This is a genomic window from Asaia lannensis NBRC 102526, from assembly GCF_024054035.1.
Lineage (GTDB): Bacteria > Pseudomonadota > Alphaproteobacteria > Acetobacterales > Acetobacteraceae > Asaia > Asaia lannensis.
In genome coordinates this window covers 406,370-428,640 of record NZ_JAMXQU010000003.1, presented here as the reverse complement: position 1 = coordinate 428,640, position 22,271 = coordinate 406,370, and the positions used below count along the sequence as shown (strand labels likewise).

At 59.3% G+C, this 22,271-nt stretch carries 19 protein-coding genes; 15 read left to right on the top strand and 4 right to left on the bottom strand.

The window, feature by feature from the left end; genetic code table 11:
* Positions 1 to 59: 59 nt before the first annotated feature.
* Positions 60 to 1,010, bottom strand: a complete 951-nt coding sequence (locus NF685_RS06790; RefSeq protein ID WP_252849060.1) for a LysR family transcriptional regulator — start codon at positions 1,008 to 1,010, stop codon at positions 60 to 62.
* Positions 1,011 to 1,061: 51 nt separating this feature from the next.
* Complete coding sequence (locus tag NF685_RS06785; protein WP_252849059.1) at positions 1,062 to 2,009, bottom strand: LysR family transcriptional regulator; 948 nt, start codon at positions 2,007 to 2,009, stop codon at positions 1,062 to 1,064.
* 145 nt (positions 2,010 to 2,154) lie between these two features.
* On the opposite strand from NF685_RS06785, the gene NF685_RS06780 reads away from it, so the two are divergent.
* The 5 genes from NF685_RS06780 to NF685_RS06760 all read left to right on the top strand — a co-directional run bounded on the left by NF685_RS06780 (position 2,155) and on the right by NF685_RS06760 (position 9,595).
* A complete protein-coding gene (locus NF685_RS06780) occupies positions 2,155 to 3,126 on the top strand; it encodes a 3-hydroxyacyl-CoA dehydrogenase family protein (protein WP_222547030.1) in 972 nt (323 codons plus the stop codon).
* A 405-nt stretch (positions 3,127 to 3,531) separates the two neighbouring features.
* On the top strand, positions 3,532 to 4,107 hold the full coding sequence (locus NF685_RS06775; RefSeq protein WP_252849058.1) for a biliverdin-producing heme oxygenase: 576 nt from the start codon (positions 3,532 to 3,534) through the stop codon (positions 4,105 to 4,107).
* Positions 4,100 to 6,646, top strand: coding sequence for an HWE histidine kinase domain-containing protein (locus tag NF685_RS06770; protein ID WP_252849057.1), 2,547 nt, complete (start codon positions 4,100 to 4,102; stop codon positions 6,644 to 6,646). The genes NF685_RS06775 and NF685_RS06770 overlap by 8 nt, the downstream gene beginning before the upstream one ends.
* Positions 6,647 to 6,878: 232 nt before the next feature.
* The gene (locus tag NF685_RS06765) at positions 6,879 to 8,111 is read left to right on the top strand and encodes a putative DNA modification/repair radical SAM protein (RefSeq protein WP_222547033.1); all 1,233 of its coding nucleotides are present in this window, start codon (positions 6,879 to 6,881) and stop codon (positions 8,109 to 8,111) included.
* Positions 8,108 to 9,595, top strand: a complete 1,488-nt coding sequence (locus NF685_RS06760; RefSeq protein ID WP_252849056.1) for a UdgX family uracil-DNA binding protein — start codon at positions 8,108 to 8,110, stop codon at positions 9,593 to 9,595. The genes NF685_RS06765 and NF685_RS06760 overlap by 4 nt, the downstream gene beginning before the upstream one ends.
* Before the next feature lie 88 nt (positions 9,596 to 9,683).
* On the opposite strand, the gene NF685_RS06755 is transcribed toward NF685_RS06760, so the two are convergent.
* Positions 9,684 to 11,345 (bottom strand): glycoside hydrolase family 13 protein, encoded by a 1,662-nt coding sequence (locus NF685_RS06755; RefSeq protein ID WP_252849055.1) that lies wholly within the window; start codon positions 11,343 to 11,345, stop codon positions 9,684 to 9,686.
* A gap of 271 nt (positions 11,346 to 11,616) precedes the next feature.
* Positions 11,617 to 12,930 carry an ABC transporter substrate-binding protein gene (locus NF685_RS06750; RefSeq protein WP_252849054.1) on the bottom strand — a complete coding sequence of 438 codons (1,314 nt, stop codon included), beginning with the start codon at positions 12,928 to 12,930 and terminating at the stop codon, positions 11,617 to 11,619.
* A 601-nt stretch (positions 12,931 to 13,531) separates the two neighbouring features.
* Between NF685_RS06750 and NF685_RS06745 the strand changes: the two genes are divergently transcribed.
* The 10 genes from NF685_RS06745 (at position 13,532) to NF685_RS06700 (ending at position 22,269) form a co-directional block, all read left to right on the top strand.
* Positions 13,532 to 14,044 carry a Spy/CpxP family protein refolding chaperone gene (locus tag NF685_RS06745; RefSeq protein WP_222547037.1) on the top strand — a complete coding sequence of 171 codons (513 nt, stop codon included), beginning with the start codon at positions 13,532 to 13,534 and terminating at the stop codon, positions 14,042 to 14,044.
* Positions 14,045 to 14,362: 318 nt separating this feature from the next.
* Complete coding sequence (gene ffh / locus NF685_RS06740; RefSeq protein WP_222547038.1) at positions 14,363 to 15,760, top strand: signal recognition particle protein; 1,398 nt, start codon at positions 14,363 to 14,365, stop codon at positions 15,758 to 15,760.
* 49 nt (positions 15,761 to 15,809) lie between these two features.
* Positions 15,810 to 16,145: a 30S ribosomal protein S16 gene (gene rpsP / locus NF685_RS06735; RefSeq protein WP_127103580.1), complete on the top strand. Its 336-nt coding sequence runs from the start codon at positions 15,810 to 15,812 to the stop codon at positions 16,143 to 16,145.
* A gap of 31 nt (positions 16,146 to 16,176) precedes the next feature.
* Positions 16,177 to 16,761: a ribosome maturation factor RimM gene (rimM, locus tag NF685_RS06730; protein ID WP_252849053.1), complete on the top strand. Its 585-nt coding sequence runs from the start codon at positions 16,177 to 16,179 to the stop codon at positions 16,759 to 16,761.
* Positions 16,758 to 17,459, top strand: a complete 702-nt coding sequence (trmD, locus tag NF685_RS06725) for a tRNA (guanosine(37)-N1)-methyltransferase TrmD (RefSeq protein ID WP_222547039.1) — start codon at positions 16,758 to 16,760, stop codon at positions 17,457 to 17,459. The genes rimM and trmD overlap by 4 nt, the downstream gene beginning before the upstream one ends.
* Before the next feature lie 27 nt (positions 17,460 to 17,486).
* Complete coding sequence (rplS, locus tag NF685_RS06720) at positions 17,487 to 17,867, top strand: 50S ribosomal protein L19 (protein ID WP_025884695.1); 381 nt, start codon at positions 17,487 to 17,489, stop codon at positions 17,865 to 17,867.
* Between the two features lie 23 nt (positions 17,868 to 17,890).
* Entirely contained in the window at positions 17,891 to 19,309 is a 1,419-nt protein-coding gene (leuC, locus tag NF685_RS06715) for a 3-isopropylmalate dehydratase large subunit (RefSeq protein WP_222547040.1), read from the top strand.
* Entirely contained in the window at positions 19,309 to 19,941 is a 633-nt protein-coding gene (gene leuD, locus NF685_RS06710) for a 3-isopropylmalate dehydratase small subunit (protein WP_252849088.1), read from the top strand. The genes leuC and leuD overlap by 1 nt, the downstream gene beginning before the upstream one ends.
* Entirely contained in the window at positions 19,938 to 21,047 is a 1,110-nt protein-coding gene (leuB, locus tag NF685_RS06705) for a 3-isopropylmalate dehydrogenase (protein WP_252849052.1), read from the top strand. Before leuD ends, leuB begins: the two co-directional genes overlap by 4 nt.
* Before the next feature lie 19 nt (positions 21,048 to 21,066).
* The gene (locus NF685_RS06700) at positions 21,067 to 22,269 is read left to right on the top strand and encodes a pyridoxal phosphate-dependent aminotransferase (protein ID WP_252849051.1); all 1,203 of its coding nucleotides are present in this window, start codon (positions 21,067 to 21,069) and stop codon (positions 22,267 to 22,269) included.
* Positions 22,270 to 22,271: the final 2 nt, after the last annotated feature.

Sequence of the window (22,271 nt, the reverse complement as noted above, 5' to 3'; positions counted from 1 at the left end):
TTCCCATCGGAAAATCCGAAAATCAGATGAACGGAACCTATCCGAAAGTTAATGCTCGGCTAGATGCAAGATTGAACCGGGCGATCAGGATTTACAATCGCCTGCTGTTCGAGCGCGCTGAACACAAGCTGTGCCGCAGGTGTAAGGGGGCGATCGGGAAGACTGATCAGCGAATAGGCACCCAGGAAATCCGGCACCGGCACCGAAAGCCGCCGGATCATGCCCGCAGTTTCGTAATGCTGGCTCACACTGCACGGGATCACAGCCAGCAAGCGCGAATGGATAAGAAGATCGATCGTCGCAAACATCGAGGAGGCCTCGATAGGATGCGCGGGCAGGGGCAGCAGGGCGATGGTGAAAGCCGCCTCCACGGCACGTCTCATCGGGCTGGGCGCTGTCTGGAGAATCCATTTTTCACTCGCGACATCGTGCAGGGTAAGCGTGCCCGGATCGGAAAGAGGGTTATGGCAGCTCGTCACGACGCAAAGAGGCTCCTGCCCCAGATCGCGGCAATCCAGTGCGGTGGGGCCGAGCAGACCGCGCGCCCGGCCGATCACGAAATCGAGCCGGCCGGATTCCATACCCAGCAAAAGCGTATCGCTCGTATCGATGGTCAGAGAAAGGCCGATACCCGGTTCGGTTTCGGCAATGCGTGCGAGTACGGGAGAAACGAGCTGCGGAAGGGCTGCGACGATGGAGCCGATGCGTACCGTCCCGAATGTCCCCTCCTGCATTGCGTTCATGTCGAGTTGCAGGCGGTCGATATCGTTAAGCATCAGCCGGGCATGGCGTGCGGCCAGAACGCCGCTGGGGGTCGGGAACACGCCTTGCGAGGAGCGTTCGAACAGCCGGGCATTCAGGGCATGTTCGACCTCCTGCAGCAGCTTCGATACGGAGGGCTGGGAGAGATTCATGCGCTCTGCCGCACGATGCAGATTATTTGTCGCCTCCAGCTCCAGAATGAGACGCAGATGACGCAGCTTGAGCCGGTTGAGCAGAGAATGCGCCATCAGAAAAGACCGCGCTCTTCGAAATAGCCGGGCCCCTTCATGTGCTGCCAGTCAGGATTGAGCATGAAGGCACTCCCTGATCAGCGAAAGCACGGTCTGTGCAGCGGGCGTCGCGGCGCGTTCCCTGGCGATGATGATTCCCCATGGGGCAACGTCGATCGCAAAATCGATAGGCAGTATCGCAATCTGGCCGATATCGGCCTGGAGCGCCGCAGCGGGAGCAGACAGAAGTGTCAGCGCGTGCGTGCGTGTGATGTAGGACAGGGTCATCATCCATGAATCGGATGAGACGAGGCGCGCAGGCAGGGTCAGGTCGCGCTCCTGGAACAGCTCTTCAAGACGCTGGCGCGAGCGACTGCCGCGACGCTGCAGGATCCATGGATAGGTGGCCAATGCTTCGAGCGTGTGCGGGCCGGATTGCGCCAGAGGATGATCGGGTGAGGCTGCGACGACCAGATGTTCGGCCGCGACTTCCTCATAGCTGACGATATGGGGTGAGGGGGCCACAGGGCGACGACCGAGCATGATATCGATCTGGCCATCTGTCAGCATCTGAAAAAGCGTGTCGCTTGGGCCACTGCGTATCTCAAGCTCGATTTCCGGATATTCGTCCTGCGCAATGCGCAGCATATCGACCAGAGACTGGATAACGGGACCGTCGATCGCGCCGATGGCCACATGGCCTATACGCCCGTCGACCAGTGCATTGAGTTCGACGCGGGTGCGCTCGAGTTCGTCAAGCATGACAAGGGCGTGGCGTGTCAGCACCTCGCCTGCAAAAGTCGGGATCATGCGTCGGCCTTCCAGTCTGAAGAGCCGTATCTTCATCAACTCCTCGAGATCGCCGATGAGCTTGGAGGCTGCAGGCTGGGCCATGCCGAGGCTTTCTGCCGCGGCGTGAAGCGTTGTGTGACGCGAGAATGCAGCCAGAAGCTGAAGATGGCGCAGTTTCAGGCGTGAGGCGATGAACCAGAATGGGCCGAGATGGGAATGCGCCATGGGTAATTTCATAGTCAAATGATTATGGATTGCGCCGATACGAGTATTGGACGCTCCCCTTTGAGGGTGAATATTTCTTCTCCCACGTCATCGCTGGGGCATCCCGTCTTCAGCGTCTATGAAAATGATCGTGAGGAGAAGTATCATGGCAGTCCAGACCATCAGAAGCGCAGCCGTGATTGGTGCCGGATATATGGGTGGCGGAATTGCCCAGAGCATGGCCGCTGCGGGCATGAAGGTCGTTCTGGCCGATATCTCACCCGAAGCGACACGCAAGGCGCTGGAGCGTTTGCTGGGTGAGGCGCGCGCTTTCGAGGATCAGGGTCTGGTGCCGGCAGGCAGCTATGACCGGATCATGACCAATCTCAGTACAGCCCCGTCGATCGAGGAGGCTGTGCGTGATGCCGATTTCATCGAGGAAGCCGTTTTCGAGCGTGAGGACGTCAAGAAAGACGTTCTCGGGCGTATCAGCGCCGCCGCCCGCCCCGATGCCATTATCGGCACGAACACCTCGACCATTCCCGTTCATGTGCTGGCGCCCTTTGTCACCGGACGAGAGCGGTTTCTGACCGTGCATTTCAGCAATCCGGCCCCGTTCATTCCGGGTGTCGAACTGGTTTCAGGTGTCGAAACCACAAAACAGGTCGTTGCGACGGTCAAGGAGATGCTCGGTCGTGTGAACCGGCAATCGGCCGAGGTTGCGGACCGACCGACATTCGTTCTGAACCGTCTGCAATATGCCCTGTTCAAGGAAGCCAATACGATCGTCGAAGAGGGGATCGCGACCCCACAGGATGTCGATACGATCGTGAGATCGACTTTCGGCTTTCGGCTGCCGTTTTTCGGACCCTTTGCCATCGCGGATATGGCGGGACTTGAAGTCTATGTGAATGGTTTCGTCACGGCAGAGAATGCGTTCGGTGAGCGCATGTCCTGCCCCGATACGGTCAAACGGCTCGTAGCGGAGGGAAAACATGGCGTGAAAAACGGCGCAGGCTATTATGGATCCTATACGCCCGGGCAGGCGGAAGCCCTCGTGGCCTATCGCAACAAGGCCTATGCCAGGATGGCCGATCTGCTGCGCGAACTCGGCCCTTCGCCGCTAGAGACAAAATAGGAACATGCAGACAGTATCGAGTGGACGGAGAAGGTCGTTCGCGACCTTCTCCGTCAAATAGAGATATCCTGACGGGGTGTTTTGTCGGCAGGCGGGATTATGTGGCAGGAGGGCAGATGGCAACGCGCTCAGACTGTGCCACTATATTGAGCGACTGGACTGGATTACCCGACGCAATCGGTCCGGTTTGATTATTCGCTTCAGCACTATTTTTCAATATTATTTACGTATTATCATGGTAATTTACCGTATACTTTAAACTATTCGATAAAAACGATTTCACTATCCCGGCCAAAAACTACGAGTTTACATTCCGCTACAGAAGGATCTAAATGAAGCGTCTTTCATGTGGGTGGAACAAGGCTGTAATCTTATGTCCGGTCGGCTGACCTTGCTCCAGTACCCATGCTGAACGAAGCGACCACCCGTCGCGCGGTGCTACGCAGGCATGTCCATGATGCGCATGAACAGCTCGATGCGCTTATAGGCGATCTTGAAACATGCGGCGATTATCTGCGCTATGTGCGCGGTATCGCGGCTTTTCGTATTGCGGCTGAACAAGCATTGCGTGCCGTTGCGTATCCCGACTGGTTCGATGGCTGGAGACCGGTTTCCACAGTGTCTGCCCTGCAGGAGGATGTGCGCGTTCTTGGCGTGGTGGTGCCGGATATGCCCGCAATCGCGCCGCCGAACGGTGAATCCGCATTGCTTGGCATGCTTTATACGATAGAGGGCTCCGCTCTTGGGGCCAGGCTGATCGCACGCAGGGCGGGGACACTCGGTTTCGACAGCCGCAATGGTGCAGGTCATCTGGCGGTTCAGACTGGCGCCCCCGAGAACTGGCGCGCTTTCCTTGCCTTGCTCGAAAAGGCCCCTGTATTTGACGAAGACGAGGCAGGCTCTGCCGCCTCTGCTTTGTTCCGGCATGCACGCAGTGCCGTGAAGATGGCCGATCGTGCCAAGGAAGAACTACATGGCTGAGTTTGGTCAGGTCGATCTGACGAGTTGCGATCGCGAGCCCATCCATATTCCCGGCAGCATACAGCCTCATGGCTGCCTGATTACCTGTACGATCAGCGATTTCGTGGTTTTGCGTCACTCTGCCAATGCGCCTGAGATGCTGCGTCAGGAAACGCTTGGGATCGGGACCGACCTGATTGCGATGTTCGGTGCCGATATCGTTCACGATATACGCAACGGTCTGACGCTAAGCGTGACTCAAAGGCGCCCCGTCTTTTTGCTCAATCAGTCGCTTGGTCCCGATCTGAACTTCGATCTTGCGGTTCATATCGTCAATGGCGAGGTCATTCTCGAATGCGAGCCCGCGACATCGTCAACGCGCGCGACGAAATTCCTGACTCAGCTTCATGGCATGATGGACCGCGTTCGCAAGACGACCGATATCACGCGTCTGTTCGATGTCGTGACCATGCTTTTGCGCGGTCTGCTCGAATACGATCGTGTGATGGTCTATCGCTTTGCCGATGACTGGTCGGGCAAGGTCGTTTCCGAGGCACGGGCCCTGTCGCTGGAAAGCTTTTTGGGGCAGCATTTCCCGAGCGCGGATATCCCGGCACAAGCGCGGGAACTCTATCGCCGCTCCCCGATCCGCATGATCGGCGATGTCAAATACACGCCCGTCCCCATGATCGAGGGAGAAGGGCTGGGGCCGCTCGACATGTCGCTCGGGCAGTTGCGCAGCGTTTCGCCCATCCATTGCGAATATCTGACCAATATGGGCGTGCGCGCCTCGATGTCGATCTCGATCGTGATCGATGGCGCCCTCTGGGGCATGATTGCCTGTCATCACTATGCGCCGCGCATTCTGCCGATCGCAGAGCGCGCCGTCGTTCAGATGTTTTCGGAGTTCTTTGCGCTTCAGATCATCGTCATTCTCAAGACCACGCGTCTGCAGGTTGCAGAGCGGACCCATGGGCTGATCGAGAGCGTACTGCGTAATGCCGCTTCGGTTTCGGATATGCCTGCTTATCTGCGCAGTCAGATCAGTCGTCTCGCACCGCTGATCCAGTCCGATGGCATTGCTATCTGGATCGACAATGAATGGACCGCGCATGGTATTTCAGCGCCGCGTGACCTGCAGGACCGGTTTGTGGAGCTTGCGCGGAGCAAGGCCGGCACCCAGATCTGGCAATCGGATCATCTGGTCAAGGATCATCCCTGGATTGCAGACCATACGGCCCATGTTGCCGGCGTGCTTATCATCCCGATTTCGCCGCAGCCCGAGAATTACGTCTTTCTGTTCCGGCGCGAAATCGTCCAGACCATCAACTGGGGTGGCGATCCCAACAAGACCTATGAGCATGGCCCCCTTGGTCCTCGTCTGACGCCAAGGCAGAGTTTCGCGATCTGGAAAGAGCAGGTTCACGAACGTTGCCTGCCATGGTCGAGCTTCGATATCGAGGCAGCGGCCCAGCTGCGCTCTGCCTTGATCGAGGTAATGGGCGTCTATCACCAGCAGCAGCTTTCTGAGCGCGCGGATGCGGATCTCCGCCAGCGTATGCTGAATGAGGAGCTCAATCATCGCGTAAAGAACATTCTCGCTGTCGTTCAGTCCCTGATTGGCCGTCCAGTGGCCAAGGACAGGACGATCGAGGATTACGTCGAGATATTGCGTGGCCGCATCAAGGCGCTGGCGAGTGCCCATGATCAGGTGGCGCGTACCGATGGCGGCGGTCTGCTCCGTACGCTTCTTGAAGCCGAACTCGAACCCTATCGCCATCAACCCTCTGCCGTATCGCTCGAGGGTGACAATCTCTGGCTTTCCGGTCCGGCACTTTCCGTTGCAGCGCTTACATTGCATGAGCTGGCAACCAATGCCGCCAAATACGGGGCCTTGTCCGTTCCCGGCGGCAGGCTTCAAATACGGTGGTATCTCGATGACAGTCAGGAAAACTGGGTTCTTGAATGGACCGAGTCCGGCGGCCCTGCAGTCAGCGTACCCAAGGGGAGCGGTTTCGGCTCTATCCTGCTCGAACGGGCCATACCGCATGAACTCGGGGGAACGTCAGTACGCGAATTCCGTCCGGAGGGGCTCTTCATACAGTTGAGCTTCCCTGTGCGACACGCCGTTCAGGTCTCGGAAACGGTCGCTGTCGTGGAGGCAGAAGAAGAGCCCGTTGCGACGTCCGCCCAGACTGATCGTCTGCATGCTGCGCATGTTCTTCTGGTGGAGGATCAGCTTCTGATTGCGATGGAGGCGGAACAGGCTCTGAGCGCCTACGGTGTGCGTCATATACGCACTGTCTCATCGGTCTATGAGGCGATTCAGGCGATCAAGGAGCGCACACCCGATGTGGCTCTGCTGGATTTCAATCTGGGCAAGGAAAGCTCGCACGATGTGGCGACCCTGCTGCGAAAGAAGCAGATCCCGTTCATTTTCGCCACGGGCTATGCCGACCGCACGATGATTCCGCGTGAATTCAAGGATGTGCCGGTGCTGCGCAAGCCTTATTCCATCAAGAATGCCGTGCAGGAACTACTGAAAGTGCTCCCCGAATAACGGAAGGAGAGGGCGCTTCCATGCATGCCGATCGGGGGGCTCAAAAGACGGCTGTTTTTTTTGGTGTCGCTCAGCCGGGCGCCCCTTGCAGCCAGGGGAGCGGACCCTGATTTGCAGGGTGCTTTTCCGACATCGTTCAACGCGTCGAATTTCGATGCAAAATCCTTGAAAATCGGGCTTTCCGGGCGTTGTTGTTCTTGACTTGTTCTGGGTCAATGTCCATCTCGGAAGGATGAAAAAGACCCTCGCAGCAAGACTGGAAATTCTCTCCGATGCCGCAAAATACGATGCGTCCTGCGCATCGAGCGGCGCGCGCTCGAAGAAAAAACCGGGCGAAGAGGGGTTGGGCTCAAAAGCTCCGAACGGGATCTGTCACGCCTATACGCCAGATGGGCGGTGCATCTCGCTGCTCAAGATCCTGATGACCAATTTCTGCATTTATGACTGTGCCTACTGCATCAACCGCTCATCCTCCAAAATCGAGCGGACGCGCTTTACGGTCGAGGAAATCATCTGGATCACGCTAGAATTCTACCGCAGGAATTATATCGAAGGCCTTTTTCTGTCTTCTGGGGTCATACGCTCGTCGGATTACACGATGGAGGAAATGGTGCGCGTCGCGCGTGAGCTGCGCCTGACCCATCATTTCCATGGTTATATTCACCTCAAGACCATTCCCGATGCCGCGCCCCATCTGATTGAGGAGGCAGGGCTCTACGCAGATCGTCTGTCGATCAATGTAGAAATGCCGACCGATGCGGGGCTTGCTGCCTATGCTCCTGAAAAGGATGCGGGGCATATCCGGCAGAGCATGGGCAATCTGCGTCTGAAAATTCAGGAGGCAGGCGACCGCTCTCTCACGGGACGCAGACCGCCGCGTTTCGCGCCCGGTGGGCAAAGTACGCAGATGATCATCGGTGCCGATCAGTCTTCGGATCGCGATATCCTGCGCAGCAGTGCAGCCCTTTACTCGGGCTATGCCCTGCGGCGTGTCTATTATTCGGCCTTCAGCCCCATTCCGGATTCTTCGTTGGCTTTGCCTGCCCAGTCGCCTCCGCTTATTCGCGAGCACAGGCTCTATCAGGCCGACTGGATGGTGCGTTTCTACGGCTTCTCGTTCGAAGAGATCGTCGCGGAACGTCAGGACGGTATGCTCGATCTCGATCTCGACCCCAAGCTCGCCTGGGCGTTGCAGAACCGGGCACAATTCCCCCTCGACCTGAACCGGGCGAGCCGGGAAATGTTATTGCGTGTGCCCGGTCTCGGGCCGCGTAGCGTCGGAGCACTTCTCTCTGCCAGACGTCATCGCGTTATCCGGCTTGAAGATGTGGAGCGTCTCAACGTGTCCCTGCGCAAGATCAAACCCTTTGTCGTCACAGCGGACTGGTCGCCCGGGCGCATGATCGACCGGGAAAATCTGGCTGCTTCTTTCAGGCCGCAACCCAAGCAGCTTGCCTTGCTATGAGACGGATCGCCCTCCCTGAGGATGCCGATTTCGACGTCTGGCGCGCCGAGGCCAGGCGTGCCCTCGCGGGGGGAGAGCCGCCCGAGGCGCTGGACTGGGTCGTGTCCGATGCCGAGCAGGCTGAACTGTTTCTTCCATTCGAGAGCGAGGGCGCGCCAAATGCTGGGCCGTCTGCCGAGGCGGCTTCAGCTCCTGTGGGACATGTCACGAAGGCGGGACTGACCCTGCTGCGTACGATCCTGCGCTACCGCGATCCCGCACGTTTTGCGCTGGCTTATCGGCTGCTCTGGCGCATGCAGAGCGAACCGGCGCTGCTGGCGATTGCGACCGATCCCGACATACGCGATGCCACACGCATGGAGCACCAGATACGGCGCGACATGCACAAGATGAAAGCCTTCCTGCGTTTCAGTGAGGCGGAGGGAGACCGGGAAGGACGCAGACGGTTCGTCGCATGGTTCGAGCCCGATCATTTCATACTGGAAAGCGTCGCGCCGTTTTTTGCCGAACGTTTTTCGGATATGGACTGGCTTATTCTCACGCCCATCGGCTCGATCCTGTTCGAAGGCGGCAAACTGAGCTGCACGAGAACGCCGTGTGAGAAGCCGGACCTGCAGGACGATGTCGAGACGCTCTGGCACGGTTATTATCAGTCGATCTTCAATCCTGCGCGCATCAAGACCAAAGCCATGCGCTCGGAGATGCCCACGAAATACTGGAAGAACCTGCCGGAAACGCGTCTCATTCCCCAGATGCTGGCCAATGCGGAATCGCGTGTCGCGGCAATGGTGGCCTTGCAGAATGATGGGTCAGCACCAGGGTTCCATGAGCGCCATCAGGCAGAATGGACCAGACGGGCGCAGGAAACACGGCAGGCCCAGGATGCGCTCGAGGGCCTGCCTGCGCTGAACAATGCCCTGAAAACGTGCCAGCGCTGTACGCTTTGCCGTTACGCCACGCAGGTCGTGCCTGGAACCGGTCCGCAGAATGCTTCGCTCATGATGATCGGCGAGCAACCGGGCGATCAGGAAGATCTGCAAGGCAAGCCATTTGTCGGTCCTGCAGGCCAGGTGCTGGACCGGATACTTGAAGAAGTGGGGATAGACCGCGAGGCTGTGTTCCTGACCAATGCCGTCAAGCACTTCAAATTCGTATCCAAGGGCCGCAGACGCATTCACCAGACGCCGGACCGTACCGAGATCGTGGCCTGTTCCTCATGGCTGGAGCAGGAAATCGCGCTCGTGAAACCGCGTCTGATCGTGACGCTGGGCGCAACGGCGCTTCAGGCGCTGGAGGGGCGTGTAACCCGACTGGGTGTCACAAGGGGGCACATTCGTGAGGGGAGCGACCGTCGCCCCCCGAGCCTTGCGACCATTCATCCGTCCTATCTCCTGCGTCTGCCCGATCCGCAACGTGCGCGAGAAGAAGAGCAGCGTTTCAAACAGGAACTGACGATTGCCAGGGACTGGCTAGCCGCCAGCTGATCACCGGCCCGAACTTTGCGCAGAGCATGCGAGAGGACGCTAATTTCTCGTTTCTGTGAGACGATGCCTCTCGCATGATGCGCTTGTTTCAGTCTGTCGTTTCGGTCATCCACACCGCCGCATTGGCTGGCAGCTGCCCCGGTTCCTCCATGGGGAGGCTAGAGAGCAGAATCTTACCGTCGGGTAGCGAGATGGGTTTATCGCCACAATTGAGCACGACCCTGATGCCGCTATTCAAAAACTCAACCACATGATCGCGGGGCTCCGCCCAGTGTAGTGCCCCTGTACCAAGTCCGTGTTTTTTGCGTGCGGCGAGGAGTGCGCGATAAAGCGCGAGCGTGGAATCGGGATCTTTTTCCTCTACCGAGACAGCGTAGTTTTTATACTGCGCGGGCTGAGGCAGCCAGAGTTCGCCCGTGTCGTTGAAACCGAGCGATGGCCCCTTGTCGCTCCAGGGCATGGGAATGCGACAACCGTCACGGCCGATTTCTTCTCCGTCAGTGCGGAAAAACGCAGGGTCCTGACGGTATTTCCTATCGAGCGTCGTATGATCGGGCAGTCCAAGCTCTTCACCTTGATAAAGCGTGACCGAGCCCGGTAGACCCAGCGTCATGAAAATCACGGCGCGTGCGCGGCGCAGTCCGAGGGCTTCATCGGGCTGCTCGTGCGCGGCATCGATGCCCTGAGGGCGGGCCCCAGCATCCTTGAGGCCAAGTCGTGAGGCGTGACGAACGGAATCGTGGTTCGACATGACCCAGGCTGTGGTCGCGCCGACTTCATGCATGGCCTTCAGTGAGTCGGTAATGATCTTGCGGTATTTGTCGGCATTCCAGCGGCAGAGGAGATAATCGAAATTGAAGGTCTGCTGCATTTCATCGGGGCGAACATAGCGTGCCAGTCGTGAGAGCGGCTTGACCCAGGCCTCGGCGACAAGCATCCGGTCGCCGGGATAACTGGCAAGAAGCCTGTGCCAGCTCCGGTAGATCTCGTGCACGCCATCGCGATCCCACATTGGCGCATCGCTCGGCGTCTTGTCGTCATCCTCGCCAACCATTGTGGCGCGTTCGGTACAGGGCGGCAGGCCCTTTTCCTTGATCAGGCCGTGAGCGACATCGATACGAAAGCCGTCCACGCCGCGGTCGAGCCAGAAACGAAGAACGGACTCGAACTCGGTCCGGACTTCAGGATTGTCCCAGTTCAGGTCGGGCTGGCAGCTATCGAAAAGATGCAGATACCACTGTCGCGACTTGCCATCCTGACGCTCGGCCTCGCGCGTCCAGGCACTCCCCCCGAAAACGCTTTTCCAGTTATTGGGAGGTTCGTTGCCCTGCTCGCCTTTGCCGTCGCGGAATATGTAGCGCGCGCGCGAGGTACTCCCCGGCTCTGAAGCCATGGCTTCCTTGAACCAGACATGCTGATCGGAGGTATGGTTGGGGACCATATCGGCGATGATGCGCAGGCCGTGCTCATGGGCATCGCGTATCAGGGTTTCGTAATCGTCTACTGTGCCGAAAAGAGGGTCGATCTTGCGGTAGTCCGATATGTCATAGCCAGCATCGCCCTGCGGCGACTGAAAACAGGGCGAGATCCACAGGGCGTCCACGCCGAGTTTTTCAAGATAAGGCAGGTGATCGATGATACCGGGCAGATCGCCGATACCGTCGCCATTCGAATCTGCAAAAGAGCGTGGATAGACCTGATAGATGACAGCGTCTTTCCACCAGACTGGGTGCGAACCGTTCTGTGCCATAGCTCTGCTTTCCATGAGATGCATTCAGCACAACACGGGGCAGGGGTATGAGTTGGGCGCGGTCACACTAAATTGCGATGACGCCCGGGGTGCGGGAAGTCGGGACGATGGGGCGACGTCGGGCGAAAGCATGGACAGGGATTGCGAAAGAGGCGGTGACCCTCATGGCGAGGCTCTCAGGTCTTTTCCACCCCCAAGAAAATGGGTCGGGTAGGAAAATGGGTCGGGCAGGAAACGTGTATCGGGGCCGCAAGGCCCCGATACCGTGATCCTATTTCTGGTAACCGGCCTGACGGATAACGCGGTTGGTCGCGGTATTGGCGGCCGAGAGTCCTGCATCGACACTGGTCGATCCCGCCAGAATGGAGGCGATGGTCTGTCCTACCTGTGTTCCGATGCCCTGGAACGGGGTGATGTCGACGAACTGCGCGCCGACATAAGGCCGCGGCTGTGCTGTCTGACCCGACGGGTTCGAGCTTTCGATGGCTTTCAGCACGAAGGACGAGAAGGGCGCGACTTTCTGGTAGTCGGGCGACTGATAGGAAGAGCTTCGCGTGCCTGGCGGAATATTGACCCAGCCATCTGTCTTGGCAACGAGCTGGATATAGTCCTTGGACGTCGCCCACTGAATGAAGGTACTGGCGGCTTCAGCGTGGGTGGACGATGCCGGGATGGCGAGATTCCATGACCAGAGCCAGGTGGGGCCGCCTTTGAAGTTGCCTGTGGGCAGCGAGGCGAAACCGACCTTGTCGGCAACCGAGCTTTGTTTGGGATCGAACACCGTACCAGCCGCGCTGGTGGCATCGACCCAGATGGCGCAATGGCCTGTCGCAAACAGGGAAAGGTTTTCGTTAAAGCCGTTGGCGCTGGCACCGGGCGGCCCGAACTGCTTGAGAATGGAGCTGTAATAGCTGATGGCGTTATGCCAGGCGGGCGTGGTGAGTGCTGGCTTCCAGCTCATGTCGAACCACTGACCGCCAAAGCTGGTAACCATGGTGGTCACAATGGTCATGTTCTCACCCCAGCCCGGCTTGCCGCGCAGACAGATGCCGTAGGTGTCGGTCGATTTGTCGGTCGTCTTGGCAGCAAAATCACGTATCTGGTCCCAGCTTGGCGTCTCCGGCATAGTGAGACCGGCCTTGGCGAACAGGTCCTTGCGATAAAGCGTCATCACGCTTTCAGCATAAAAGGGCAGGGCGTAGATCTTGCCCTCATAGCTGACGCTCTCGCGCACAGGAGCGATAATGTCGTTGACGTCATAGGCGGCAGACAGATTGTCGAATTTGTACAGCCAGCCCTGCTTGGCCCAGAGGGGCACTTCGTAATTGCCGATGGTGAGAATATCGAACTGACCCGCATGGGTGGCGATATCGGTCGTGACGCGCTGGCGCAGCACGTTTTCCTCGAGCGTCACCCAGTTGAGATGGATATCCGGGTGGGCCTTCTCGAATACGCTGGACAGTTTGCGCATCTCGATCATCTGCACGTTGTTCACGGTCGCGATCGTGAGCGTCGTGTCGGCTTTGGCCTGGGCGCCTAGCCCGAGCCCGAAGGCAACACTGGCCAGAAGCAGGGATTTCTTCATTGGGGCTGTCCTTGGAAAAGCGCCGATCCGTAATCGGCACGGTACTCTGGGGCGGGGAAGGCGGATCGGGCAGGGCCTGACAACGCCTTATCGAACGACGTCACACACGGCGCGTGGGCACGATGCCGTGAGAGCGACGTGTCAGAAGAGTTAAATGTAACAGAGCGGATATTGACGATGGCACTGCGGTCGAGCCCTGCTCTCCACAGCGTGCGGCAACAGGGGTCGACAGTCCCTGTGACAGCCCTGGCGGGAGTGGAGAAATCTGGGTTGCACGACATTTGCCAATCCGGTTCCTGACACGACGCTTTCTGGGGAATGCGTGTCATGAAGCTGGCATTCTTTCCGATACTTAACAAGAAGATGACACAGTCGTAACGTGAACGTGTTGGATTATGGGAGCGCGAGCGTGAACACCCGTCAAACGCCCTCCCTTCCTGAGCAATGACGGGTAGAGCTTCTGTAACAATCCATACACTCTGTAGTGCTTTGGCCCACGTTTTCCGCATTCTTCTTGCTAGGGATTGGTCATGGGTATCGCTCTAGATCCCTTTGCAAATATAGGAAGAAGACGAGCATGATCTCGAAAAAGACATTCTGCATGTTGGCCTTCGCAGCCGCCCCTTCTTTCATGGCGATTGCCAATGCCCATCCGCCCGTTCCGGGTCCTGTCGGTCCCGTGCCGCCTATGGGCCATATGGGGCCGATGATGCCGCCGCCGCTCATGGGTATGCTGCGCGGCGTGGACCTGACCAAGGAGCAGCGCGAAAAGCTTCATGCACTCATGCACAGCCATCGTCAGGAACGTCGCGATGCCATGCATCAGCGCCGCGATCTCGATAACCAGATTGGCGCATTGCTTCTGGCGAAGGGGCCAGTCGACAAGGCCAAGCTCGATGGTCTGGTCAAACAGAAGGAAGCGCTCAATGCGAAGGATGAAGAGGCGATGGCTGCCGATGCCGTGGCAATCCACGATATCCTGACGCCCGAGCAGCTCGACAAGGCACGCGCGACGCAGGACAAGCTCGACGCGCTTGAAGGGCAGATACGCGACCTGCTTCGCCCTCCTCATGCAAAGGGTGCTGCGGACAAGGACGACGACGACGCCCCCTGATTGGGTGTTCTGACTCCCGACGCTGGGGTTACGTGTTCTGAAGCGGCCTGCTGCGGTCAGCACCGCGGGCAGGCCGGGCGTAACCGCTGTGCGGATGGACCGACAGGAAGGGCAGGTGAGGCGTCAGGCAGCCTTGTCTGCCCTCTTGTCGTAATCACCGGTTCTCCCAAGGATCGGTACTCAGGGAGCGTTACGTGACGGCAGGGCGTTTTGCCTTGACAGATGCCGCTCACCTCTTTAGCTCCCTCTCCAGATTTGAAACGCCACCTCGCGAAGACTCGCGCAGTGGCGTCTTTCTGTTGCTTATAAGGGTTCAACGTGTTCGACACGCTTTCTGGCAAACTTTCCGGTGTATTTGAGGGTCTGTCCAAGCGCGGCAGGCTGTCCGAGGCCGATGTTGCCGAAGCCATGCGTGAAGTGCGTCTGGCCATGCTGGATGCCGACGTGGCGCTCCCCGTTGTGCGCGACTTCGTCAACAGGGTGAAGGAAAAGGCGGTCGGGACTGAAGTGCTGGAAAGCATTTCTCCCGGTCAAGCCGTTGCCAAGATCGTCAACGATGCGCTGATCGAGGCGCTAGGCGGTGCGGGCAATGTGCCGCTGAACCTTGCTGCTGCGGCGCCGGTGCCCGTCCTGATGGTCGGTCTGCAGGGCTCGGGCAAGACCACGACATCGGGCAAGATCGCGCTGCGCCTTCTCACCCGTGAGCGCAAGCGTGTGCTTCTGGCCTCGCTCGACGTGCAGCGCCCTGCCGCCCAGCTTCAGCTCCAGCAGCTTGCCGAGCGCGTCGGTGTGGGTTCGCTGCCCATTATCGCCGGACAGCAGCCTGTCGAGATCGCAAAGCGTGCAATCGAGACGGGTCGTCGCGAAGGCTATGACGTCGTCATTCTCGATACGGCAGGCCGTCTGTCGATCGACGAAGCGCTGATGCAGGAAGTGCGTGACGTTCGCGACGCGACGAACCCTGTCGAGACGCTGCTCGTGGTCGATGCCATGACGGGTCAGGATGCCGTGAATACGGCCCAGCGCTTCAACGAGGCGGTCGGTATCACCGGTGTCGTCATGACCCGTATGGATGGCGATGCACGCGGTGGTGCGGCTCTGTCCATGCGCGCCATTACGGGCGCGCCCATCAAGCTGGTGGGGCTGGGCGAGAAGCTCGAAGCGCTCGACGATTTCTATCCCGAGCGTGTGGCTGGTCGTATTCTCGGCCTTGGCGATATTGCCGGGCTGGTCGAAAAGGCCAGCGAGACGCTCGACCATGAAGAGAGCGAACGCGTCGCCAAGAAGATGATGGCGGGCAAGTTCGATCTCGACGACTACGCCTCGCAGATCCGACAGATCGGGAAGATGGGGTCGATCTCCGGCATTCTGGGCATGCTTCCCGGTATGGGCAAGCTCAAGGACAAGCTGGGCGACAAGGATCTCGATACCTCGATCTTCAAGCGTCATCAGGCCATCATTTCCTCGATGACCAAGGATGAGCGCAAGACGCCCTCGATCATCAAGGCCTCTCGCAAGAAGCGTATTGCTGCCGGTTCCGGCACGACGGTTCAGGAGGTCAACAAGTTGCTCAAGCAGTTCGACGACATGTCCACCATCATGAAGCGCATCAGCAAGATGGGCCTCGGTGGCATGAAGCAGATGCTTTCCGGTCTCATGTCGGGCGGTGCTCCCGGCGGGCGGCCCGGCGGTGGCTTTGGCGGCCCGCGTCGCTAACCCCATCCGGCATGATTTTTACAGTTTTTCGACTATCTGGAGTTAATCAATGAGCCTCAAGATCCGCCTTTCGCGCGCTGGTGCCAAGAAGCGTCCGTACTACCACATCGTGATTGCTGACAGCCGCAGCCCCCGCGATGGCCGTTTCATCGAGAAGGTTGGCGCGTACAACCCGATGCTGCCTTCCGATCATGCCGACCGCATCCGTCTGAACGACGAGCGCATCAAGCACTGGCTGTCGAACGGCGCGCAGGCGACCGATCGTGTTGCCCGCTTCCTCGGCAATGCCGGCCTGATGGAAAAGCCCGTTTACAACGAGCAGCCCAAGCAGTCCGCGCCGAAGAAGCGCGCTCAGGAGCGTGCAGCTGCCAAGGCCGCAGCCTGAGCCATAGACCAGGGATAGGCTTCAGCATTCCATGACAATCGCCAGCGCCCCCGGAGAAATCCATAAGGATATCCTGGTCGCAACCGTGGGCAGACCTCACGGCGTGCGTGGGCTCGTGCATCTTTTCGCGGCAACCGACGATCCGGCCTCGGTCGAGGAAATCGGTGTTCTGCACGACGAAAAGGGCCGTATCTGGCGTGCGGAATGGCAGGGTCACGGCATTGCGCGTCTCTTCGACGCGTCAGGTCGCGCCATTGCCGATCGCGATGAAGCCGCACGTCTCGTCAATCTCAAGCTGTTCGTCGAGCGGGATCGCCTGCCCGAAGCGGATGAGGACGAGTTCTATCATGCCGATCTGATCGGGCTGCGCGCCGAGACCGCTGAAGGTCAGGCGCTGGGTACGGTCGCGATCATCCATGATTACGGTGCTGGCGTCAGTCTGGAAATTTCGGGAGTCGGGCAGGATGGCAAGGGTCAGGATCTGATCGTGCCATTTACCCGTGCCTGTGTGCCTGAGATCGATTTCGATCGCGGGCTGGTCATCGTTGAACCGCCGCATGAGGTGGAAGTCGAGGGTGACCTGTCGGGCAAGGGCGATGTGGCGGTGCGTTCATGACCTGGCGCGCGGATATTCTCACCCTGTTTCCGGACATGTTTCCGGGGCCGCTGGGGTTCTCCCTGGCGGGACGGGCGCTTGAAGAAGGCGTCTGGTCGCTGGGTGTGCACGATCTGCGCGTTTTCGGTCGCGGGCGTCATCGCGCCGTGGATGACACGCCTTTCGGGGGCGGTGCGGGAATGGTGCTTCGGGCTGATGTGGTTGCCGAAGCGCTGGACTCGATCGAGGCCGAGGGGCGTCCGGTCATTTACCCGACGCCGCGTGGCGCACGCCTGACACAGGCGCAGTCGCGTGAGTTCGCGTCGGGTGACGGGGTTGTGGTGCTGTGCGGGCGCTTCGAGGGGGTCGATGAGCGTGTTCTGGAGCGACGGAATGTCGTGCAGATCTCGCTTGGCGATTTCGTGCTGTCGGGGGGGGAAATTCCTGCCTATGCGCTGCTCGATTCCTGCGTGCGCCTCCTGCCCGGTGTGATGGGGTCAGAGCTGAGCGATGCTGAAGAGAGCTTCGGTGACGGTCTGCTCGAATACCCGCATTACACCAAGCCAGCCTCATGGGATGGCATGGATGTGCCGGAAATTCTGCTTTCGGGGCATCATGCCGCGATTGCAGCCTGGCGGCATGAACAGGCCTGTGAGACCACGCGGACCAGACGCCCCGACCTCTGGGCGGCCTATGCTGAAGCCAAGACCAACAGATAAGATTTTTTGTTTTCTCGGAGAAGTAACATGAACATTGTCCAGCAGTATGAGGCGCGCGAAATCGAGCGTCTGACCGCCGCCCGTCCGGTTCCCGAATTCCAGGCCGGTGACACCGTGCGCGTCGGCGTGCGCGTTGTCGAAGGCACGCGTGAGCGCGTTCAGGCTTATGAAGGCGTTGTGATTGCCCGTTCCAACAAGGGCCTGAACAGCAACTTCACGGTTCGCAAGATTTCGAACGGTGAAGGCGTCGAGCGTATCTTCCCGCTCTACTCCCCCAGCATTGCCGAGATCGCTGTTGTCCGTCGCGGCAAGGTGCGTCGTGCAAAGCTGTACTATCTGCGTGAGCGTAGCGGTAAGTCGGCTCGTATTGCCGAGCGTCCCCGTGACACTGTGAAGACGGCTTCCTAAGTCAGGACAGTCGAAACCGGTTTATGAAAAAGGAGAGTACGGTGGCGCGAACATTGTTCGATAAGATCTGGGATGACCATGTGGTCGAACGCCTCCCGGACGGCACCTGCATCCTCTACATAGACCGGCACCTTCTCCATGAGGTGACAAGCCCGCAGGCTTTCGAAGGCCTGCGGATGTCCGGGCGCCGCTTGCGCCGCCCGGATGCGACGGTTGCCGTGGTCGATCACAACGTGCCGACCTCGGACCGCTCGCTGCCGATCGAGGAGCCGGAATCCCGTCTCCAGATCGAAACGCTGGAAAAGAATGTCGCCGAATTTGGCGTCCCCTATTTCAGGCTGCGCTCGAAAGACCAGGGGATCGTGCATGTGGTGGGGCCCGAACAGGGCATTTCCCTGCCTGGCATGACCATTGTCTGCGGTGACAGCCATACCTCGACCCACGGTGCGATGGGGGCTCTGGCCTTCGGTATCGGTACCTCCGAGGTCGAGCACGTCATGGCAACGCAGACCCTTCTGCAAAAGCCCGCCAAGAACATGCGTATCACCGTATCGGGCCAGGTCGGTCCCGGCGTGACGGCAAAAGACATCATGCTGGCAATCATCGGCAAGATCGGCACCGCAGGCGGTACCGGGCATGTGATGGAATTTGCCGGCGACGCCATCCGCGCGCTCGATATGGCCGGGCGCATGACGCTGTGCAACATGTCTATCGAAGCCGGTGCACGCGCGGGGCTGATCGCTCCCGACGAGACAACCTTTGCCTATGTCGAGGGCCGTCGCTTTGCGCCCAAAGGCGAGGATTTCGAAAAGGCCTGTGCCTATTGGCGCACGCTGGCTACCGATGAAGACGCGGTGTTCGATACCGAAGTCACGCTCGATGCGGCCTCGATCCAGCCCAATTTGACCTGGGGTACCAGCCCTGAAGACGTGATTGCCATCGACGGCATCGTGCCCGATCCGGCAAGCTGCAACGATCCGGCCCGTGCACGTCAGGTGCAGCGCATGCTCGATTATATGGGTCTCGAAGCCGGTCAGAAGATCGCCGGAACCAAGATCGACGTAGCGTTCATAGGGTCCTGCACCAATAGCCGCATCGAGGATCTGCGTTCGGCAGCCGCTATTGCCAAAGGCCGCCATGTGGCTCCGGGTGTGCGCGCCATGGTCGTGCCGGGTTCGGGTCATGTGAAAGCTGCCGCCGAGGCAGAGGGGCTGGATCAGATCTTCCGCGATGCCGGTTTCGAATGGCGTGAGGCGGGGTGCTCGATGTGTCTGGGCATGAATCCGGATAAACTGACTTCGGGCCAGCGTTGTGCCTCGACCTCGAACCGCAATTTCGAGGGCCGTCAGGGACCGGGCGGTCGCACACATCTGTGCTCGCCTGCTATGGCCGCGGCAGCGGCGGTGTCTGGTTGCTTCGTTGACGTGCGGGAGATGGCATGATGGACAAGTTCACGACACTCACTGCTATCGCGGCCCCCATGCCGGTCGAGAATATCGACACGGACCAGATCATTCCGGCACGCTTTCTCAAGACCATCCAGCGCAGCGGACTGGGCAAGAACGCCTTTGCCGCACAGCGCTATAACGAAGACGGGTCCGAGAAGCCCGAATTCGTGCTGAATCGCGAGCCCTATCGTCAGGCAGAAATCCTGATCACGCTGGATAATTTCGGCTGCGGGTCATCGCGTGAGCATGCGCCCTGGGCCCTGCTGGATTTCGGTATCCGCTGCGTGATTGCACCGAGCTTTGCAGATATCTTTTTCAATAACTGCTTCAAGAACGGCATTCTGCCAATCCGCCTGCCGCGCGACATCTGTGAGAGCCTCATGGAAGACGCGCAGATGGGGGCCAATGCCCGCATCACCATCGATCTGGAAAAGCAGGTCGTTCAGCGCCCGGACGGGAGCACCATCGCGTTCGAGGTCGATGCCTTTCGCAAGCACATGCTGATCGAGGGGCTCGACGATATCGGGCAGACGCTCCAGCATGACGGCGCGATCGCGTCCTTCGAGCAGAAGCGCCAGAGAGATGAGTCCTGGCGTCCCACCATCGTCATGGAGACGGTTTCGTGAGCCAGGCCCATAAGCTACTCGTTCTTCCCGGTGACGGGGTCGGCCCCGAAGTCATGCGCGAGGTCGTCAAGATCGCCAGCTGGCTGGACAAGGCCAAGGGCCTCAAGCTCGAAATGACCGAAGAACTCGTGGGCGGCGCATCGCTGGCCGTTCACGGCGTGCCGCTTCGCCCGGAAGTGGTGGATATGGCGAAAGAAGCCGATGCCGTGCTGTTCGGCTCGGTGGGCGATCCCAAATGGAGCTCGGTCGCGTTCGACAAGCGTCCGGAAGCGGCCATTCTCGGCCTGCGCCAGGAGCTTGAACTGTTCGCCAATCTGCGCCCGGCGCAGGTCTTTCCGCCACTGGTCAATGCCTCGTCGCTCAAGCCGGAACTCGTGGCCGGGCTCGACATCATGATCGTGCGTGAAACGGTGGGCGGCATTTATTTCGGTGAGCCGCGCGGTATCGAGACGCTGCCCGATGGCTCGCAGCGCGGGATCAACACCGAAGTCTATACGACATCGGAAATCGAACGCGTGGCTCGCGTGGCTTTCGAGCTTGCCCGTCTGCGCGACAATCGCGTGTGTTCGGTCGAGAAATGCAACGTGATGGAAAGCGGCCTGCTGTGGAAGCAGGTCGTGACCGCCTTGCACGAGCGCGAATACAGCGATGTGACACTCACCCATATGCTGGCCGATAACTGTGCCATGCAGCTGGTGCGCAACCCCAAGCAGTTCGATGTGATCGTGACCGGCAACCTGTTCGGCGATCTGCTTTCCGATCTGGCCTCCATGCTGACCGGATCGCTGGGCATGCTGCCTTCCGCTACGCTCGGCCCGGTGCAGGAAAGCGGCAAGCGTCATGCGCTTTATGAGCCTATTCACGGTTCCGCACCCGATATCGCAGGGCAGGGGATCGCCAACCCGCTGGCGCAGATCCTCTCATTCGCCATGCTGTTGCGCTACTCGCTCAACCGCGAGGCCGAGGCCGCTCTGATCGAAAAGGCCGTTTCGAATGTGCTCGCCAGCGGCTTGCGCACAGCCGATATCATGTCTGAAGGTATGAAGCGCGTCGGCACGGAAGAAATGGGTGCCGTCGTTCTTCAGGAAATGCAGAAGCTGGCCTGAACGCCAGCCGGAGGAAGATATGTCCCTGATCGCTGCCCGGCTTAACCGGATTTCTCCCAGCCAGACGATCGCCATCACGCAGAAAGCGCGGGCCCTGAAAGAAGCGGGGCGGGACATTATCAGCCTTTCCGCCGGCGAGCCCGATTTCGATACGCCGCAGAACGTCAAGCAGGCTGCCTGCGATGCCATCGCGCGCGGTGAAACGCGCTACACCGACGTGGCGGGCACCGCTGCCTTGCGCAAAGCGGTTGCTGCCTGGCTGAACCGTGATTTCGGCCTCGATTACAAAGCTGAGGAAATTGTCGTCTCTACCGGCGGCAAGCAGGTCATTTATGACGTATTCACAGCTACGCTCGATGCCGGCGATGAGGTTATCATCCCGGCACCGGCCTGGGTTTCCTATCCCGATATCGTGGCACTGGCCGATGGCACGCCTGTCATTGTGCAGACCAGGCCGGAAAACGGCTTTCGTCTCGATGCTGACGCCCTTCGCGCAGCGATTACGCCCAAAACCAAGTGGCTGGTGCTCAACTCGCCTTGTAATCCGACCGGCGCGGTCTATTCCGAAGCCGATCTGCGTGCGCTGTGCGACGTTCTGCTCGATCATCCGCGCATCTGGGTCCTGACCGACGATATCTATGCCAAGCTGGTCTATGACGGTCTGGTCAGCAAGACGCTGGTTCAGGTCGAGCCAAAACTGCGCGATCGCGTGGTGACCATGAATGGCGTGTCCAAAGCCTATGCCATGACCGGCTGGCGCATCGGCTTTTCGGCTGCGCCTGTGGAACTGACCAAGGCACTCATCAAGCTTCAGGGCCAGAGCACGAGCAATCCCTGCTCCATCGCTCAGGCTGCCGCGCTCGAAGCTGTGACAGGACCGCAGGATTTCATTGGCGAAATGGTATCCGTCTATCAGGGCCGTCGCGATCTGGTGCTGTCCATGCTGGCTCAGGCCCCGGGTCTGACCTGCACGCGGCCAGAGGGCGCATTTTATGTATTTCCCTCCATTGCGGGGCTGATCGGCAAGAAGACACCCTCGGGCAAGGTGATCGACAATGACGAGATCTTCGTCACCGAACTGCTTGAAGAGACGGGCGTAGCGGCTGTTCACGGCAGCGCCTTTCTGACGCCCGGTTATTTCCGTATTTCCTATGCCACCGACACCGAGAGCCTACGTGAGGCCTGCACGCGTATCCAGCGTTTCTGCGCTTCGCTGAGCTGACG

What these genes read in the sequence shown, in the direction of transcription:
- NF685_RS06780 (WP_222547030.1), top strand. Translation starts at nt 2,155, where the DNA reads ATGGCAGTCCAGACCATCAGAAGCGCAGCCGTGATTGGTGCCGGATAT.
- NF685_RS06770 (WP_252849057.1), top strand. Translation starts at nt 4,100, where the DNA reads ATGGCTGAGTTTGGTCAGGTCGATCTGACGAGTTGCGATCGCGAGCCC.
- leuC (WP_222547040.1), top strand. Translation starts at nt 17,891, where the DNA reads ATGAAAAAGGAGAGTACGGTGGCGCGAACATTGTTCGATAAGATCTGG.
- rimM (WP_252849053.1), top strand. Translation starts at nt 16,177, where the DNA reads ATGACAATCGCCAGCGCCCCCGGAGAAATCCATAAGGATATCCTGGTC.
- leuD (WP_252849088.1), top strand. Translation starts at nt 19,309, where the DNA reads ATGGACAAGTTCACGACACTCACTGCTATCGCGGCCCCCATGCCGGTC.
- NF685_RS06790 (WP_252849060.1), bottom strand. Translation starts at nt 1,010, where the DNA reads ATGGCGCATTCTCTGCTCAACCGGCTCAAGCTGCGTCATCTGCGTCTC.
- rplS (WP_025884695.1), top strand. Translation starts at nt 17,487, where the DNA reads ATGAACATTGTCCAGCAGTATGAGGCGCGCGAAATCGAGCGTCTGACC.
- NF685_RS06765 (WP_222547033.1), top strand. Translation starts at nt 6,879, where the DNA reads ATGAAAAAGACCCTCGCAGCAAGACTGGAAATTCTCTCCGATGCCGCA.
- NF685_RS06760 (WP_252849056.1), top strand. Translation starts at nt 8,108, where the DNA reads ATGAGACGGATCGCCCTCCCTGAGGATGCCGATTTCGACGTCTGGCGC.
- NF685_RS06775 (WP_252849058.1), top strand. Translation starts at nt 3,532, where the DNA reads ATGCTGAACGAAGCGACCACCCGTCGCGCGGTGCTACGCAGGCATGTC.
- NF685_RS06750 (WP_252849054.1), bottom strand. Translation starts at nt 12,930, where the DNA reads ATGAAGAAATCCCTGCTTCTGGCCAGTGTTGCCTTCGGGCTCGGGCTA.
- NF685_RS06745 (WP_222547037.1), top strand. Translation starts at nt 13,532, where the DNA reads ATGTTGGCCTTCGCAGCCGCCCCTTCTTTCATGGCGATTGCCAATGCC.
- NF685_RS06700 (WP_252849051.1), top strand. Translation starts at nt 21,067, where the DNA reads ATGTCCCTGATCGCTGCCCGGCTTAACCGGATTTCTCCCAGCCAGACG.
- trmD (WP_222547039.1), top strand. Translation starts at nt 16,758, where the DNA reads ATGACCTGGCGCGCGGATATTCTCACCCTGTTTCCGGACATGTTTCCG.
- NF685_RS06785 (WP_252849059.1), bottom strand. Translation starts at nt 2,009, where the DNA reads ATGGCGCATTCCCATCTCGGCCCATTCTGGTTCATCGCCTCACGCCTG.
- rpsP (WP_127103580.1), top strand. Translation starts at nt 15,810, where the DNA reads ATGAGCCTCAAGATCCGCCTTTCGCGCGCTGGTGCCAAGAAGCGTCCG.
- NF685_RS06755 (WP_252849055.1), bottom strand. Translation starts at nt 11,345, where the DNA reads ATGGCACAGAACGGTTCGCACCCAGTCTGGTGGAAAGACGCTGTCATC.